The organism is Candidatus Frankia alpina, assembly GCF_902806485.1.
In the GTDB taxonomy this organism is placed as follows: domain Bacteria; phylum Actinomycetota; class Actinomycetes; order Frankiales; family Frankiaceae; genus Frankia; species Frankia alpina.
On record NZ_CADCWT010000380.1, the window covers coordinates 1 to 3117 of the forward strand.

The 3117-nt window shown below is 71.7% G+C and carries 3 protein-coding genes and 3 pseudogenes; 5 read left to right on the forward strand and 1 reads right to left on the reverse strand.

Annotation, left to right across the window (positions count from 1 at the left end):
• The 4 genes and pseudogenes from G6R25_RS22900 to G6R25_RS32095 form a co-directional block, all read left to right on the forward strand.
• On the forward strand, positions 1 to 637 hold a 637-nt coding region (locus G6R25_RS22900), incomplete at its 5' end, for a class I SAM-dependent methyltransferase (protein WP_336502408.1).
• Between the two features lie 39 nt (positions 638 to 676).
• A pseudogene (locus tag G6R25_RS29195) lies at positions 677 to 877 on the forward strand (EamA family transporter); the annotation flags it as partial.
• A gap of 25 nt (positions 878 to 902) precedes the next feature.
• Positions 903 to 1058: pseudogene (locus tag G6R25_RS32090) on the forward strand (aldo/keto reductase); the annotation flags it as partial.
• A gap of 146 nt (positions 1059 to 1204) precedes the next feature.
• Positions 1205 to 1699 (forward strand): annotated as a pseudogene (locus G6R25_RS32095) (aldo/keto reductase); the annotation flags it as partial.
• Between the two features lie 54 nt (positions 1700 to 1753).
• On the opposite strand, the gene G6R25_RS22915 reads toward G6R25_RS32095, so the two are convergent.
• A complete protein-coding gene (locus tag G6R25_RS22915) occupies positions 1754 to 2242 on the reverse strand; it encodes an alpha/beta hydrolase (RefSeq protein ID WP_235949477.1) in 489 nt (162 codons plus the stop codon).
• Between the two features lie 287 nt (positions 2243 to 2529).
• Between G6R25_RS22915 and G6R25_RS22920 the strand changes: the two genes are divergently transcribed.
• A partial coding sequence (locus G6R25_RS22920) for a TetR/AcrR family transcriptional regulator (RefSeq protein ID WP_205447386.1) occupies positions 2530 to 3117 on the forward strand: 588 nt, incomplete at its 3' end.

Here is a 3117-nt window from a genome sequence, read left to right on the forward strand (position 1 = left end):
TGTGGTTGTGCTCAATTGGGATCACAACGCCTACTACCACCGGCTGCTGCTGCGCCAGAGGCCGCAGCCGTGCCGACGGGTGCTGGATGTCGGCTGTGGCGCCGGCGCGTTCGCGGCCCGGCTCGCCCGGCGCAGTGAGCAGGTCGACGCCGTCGATCGCTCCACAGAGATGATCGAGCAGGCGAGGCGTCGCACCCCCCGCAACGTGCACTGCGTTCTCGCCGACGTGCTGGTCGATCCGCTGCCGGGCAAGGACTACGACGCGATCTTCTCGATCAGCGCACTGCACCACATGCCGTTGCAGGACGCATGTGCGGTGCTCGCCGCCGCCCTGCGGCCCGGCGGGGTCCTCTCCGTCGTTGCCGTGCCCCGGACGGACCTGCGCCGGGAACTGCCGGTCGAGATCGCCGCGGCAGTCGGACATCGCCTGCTTGGCGCAATGTTCTTCACGAACAGGCTGCGGGGAAGCACCAGCTGGTTCGCGAAGGACCCTGCGCGCGCGAGCATGCCCGTGGTCATGGACCCGCCGCTGACCACCCGCCAGGCCGCCGCCGTCCTGCCCGGCGCGCGCGTACGACGGCTGCTGTTCTGGCGTTACCTTCTGATCTGGCACAAGCCGATCACCCCAGAAAGCTGACAAGCAGGCACGCTCATCCGTGTGGCTGTGGCTGTGGCTGTGGCTGCTCGGCGTGTCCGCGAGGCGATCGGCTACCTCGCGGTAGCCGTCACCGCGGTGGCGTTCCTCCTCTGGTACACGTGCGTGCGCAGGGTCGGCGCAGGCCGCGCCGGGCTGCTCACGGGCATCGCCCCCGTGGCCGCCGCCGCGATCAGCGTGCCGGTGACCGGCGCGGTGCCCGCTCCACCCGTCTGGGCCGGCATCGCGGTCGTAGGTGTCGAGTCCCATGGGCCCCGGCCTCAACGAGCGCGGTGCCTCGCGGCGCTGGATCGTCCGGGCCTGCGAGGAGAGCCTGCGCCGCCTGGGCACCGATCACCTCGACCTGTACCAGGTGCACCGGCCCGATGCCGCGACCGACCTCGACGAGATCCTGGGCGCGCTGTCCGATCTCGTCCGGGCGGGAAAGATCCGCTACGCGGGGTCCTCGACGTTCGCCCCTCGGCGATCATGGCGGCGCAGTGGACAGCCCAGCGACGCCAGCGCGAGCGCTTCGCCTGCGAACAGCCGCCCTACTCCCTGCTGGTCCGGGGCCTCGAGGCCGACGTGCTGCCCACCTGCGAGACGTACCGGATGGGGGTACTCGCCTGGAGTCCGCTGGCCGGGGGTTGGCTGTCCGGCCGGTGGCACCGCGACGCAGCCGACCCGACCAGCCACCGCACACAGACAATGCCCTTTCGCACCACGCTCTCCCACTACGACCTGGACGTACCGGGCAACCAGGCCAAGCTCGACGCCGCCACCGAACTCGCCGGCATCGCCGACGAAGCGGGCCTGACACTGATCCAGCTGGCGCTGGCGTTCGTCACCACGCACCCCGCGGTCACCGCGGCGATCATCGGCCCGCGTACCGCCGAGCATCTGCACGACCAGCTCAGCGCCACCGACATCACCCTGGAACCCGCCGTGCTGGACCGCATCGACCGCGTCGTGGCGCCCGGCACCAACCTCAACCCCGACGACGCGGGCTACAGCGCGGCCGTCCTGGCCGACCCGAAGCGCCGCCGCCGCGCCGTCGGCCAGTGAACCGGGCGCGCCGTCTCGCGGCCGCGCACACCGGGATCGAAGGCCGCCCGGAGGTCAGCCGGTGCCCTCCAGGTTCAGCAGCAGGTCGGCCAGCGCGGCGGGCTGGGACAGGAAGGGGTGGTGGCCGGTGTCGAGTTCGACGACCCCACCGGCCCTGCGGGCGAACTCGCGTTGCAGGCGGGCCGGGGTGCCCCTGTCCTGGGCGCACACGAGGTAGGCGGAGGGCACGTGGTGCCAGGCAGCCGCGCCGACCGGCTGCCCGGTCACCTGGACGCTCTGCCGGGCGAGGTGAGCCGGCGCCTGCGTCTGGACGCCTGCGTCGCAGTCCGCCAGGAACGTGTCCACGAGCAGCTCGGGGCGGACCCCGAACGTGCCGGCGTCGGGGTCGACGTCCAAAAACGGGGCGGGGGTGCCATCGCCGAACTCCGACAGGCTCTGCCCGATCTCGGGCAGGTAGCTGGAGATCAGCACCAGATGGCGCACCGAGCCGACCCCCGCGGCCGCTTCCGCGGTCACGATGCCGCCGTAGCTGTGGGCGACCACGATGGTGGGTTCGTCGCCGTCCTTGCAGTACCTGCCCGACGTCTTCGGTCAGCCCCGAGCCACCGGCCCCTGTCGGCACGTCCGCCTCGCCGCAGCTCGGCAGCGCCGGGGACACGCTGGCCACCCCCCGCTCCCGCAGCAGCCCCGCCGCGCGGTGCCACCACCACGACCCGTCCCGCACGCACGCCCCGTGCACGAACACGACCCTCATCGCCACCTCCCCGGCTGTCTTGGCTACGTCCTAATCGACAGTAGACGTAGCGATCGTTATGCGAAAAGATGCGGCGATGGGACGGCAACCACAGCCAGAGATCAGGCGGCGGCTGCTCGACGCGTGCACCAACTACGCGCTCGAGCACGGCCTGCCCGACCGGCTCGAGCCGCTGGCCCGCGCCACTGGCACCTCAACCCGCATGCTGATCTACCACTTCGGCACCCGCGACGCCCTGCTACGGGCCGTCCTCGGCCACGCCCGCCAACGCCAGCTCGACACCTTCGGCGCCCTGCTGCACGCACGACCCGACGAGCCCTACACCACCACGCTGCACAACGCCTGGACCTCGATGACCGGCCCGGACGGACAGCCGTTCCTCCGGATGTTCGGCCAACTGCGGGAGAGCTCGGTGCAGCAGCTATGGCCCGGCTTCCGCCGTACCGCGACGACCGACTGGCTCGGTCCGCTCGCCGACGGCCTGCGCAGCATCGGCCGCCACGAGCTCGCGACCCTCGTCCTCGCGGTCATCCGCGGCCTGCTCATGGACCTCGACGCCACCGCCGACACCACCCGCACCGACCAGGCGTTCCGCCACTTCCTCGACACACTTGATCACCGCAATGGCGGCGAACACGCATCGGCCCGCCGCGTCTGCGAACGA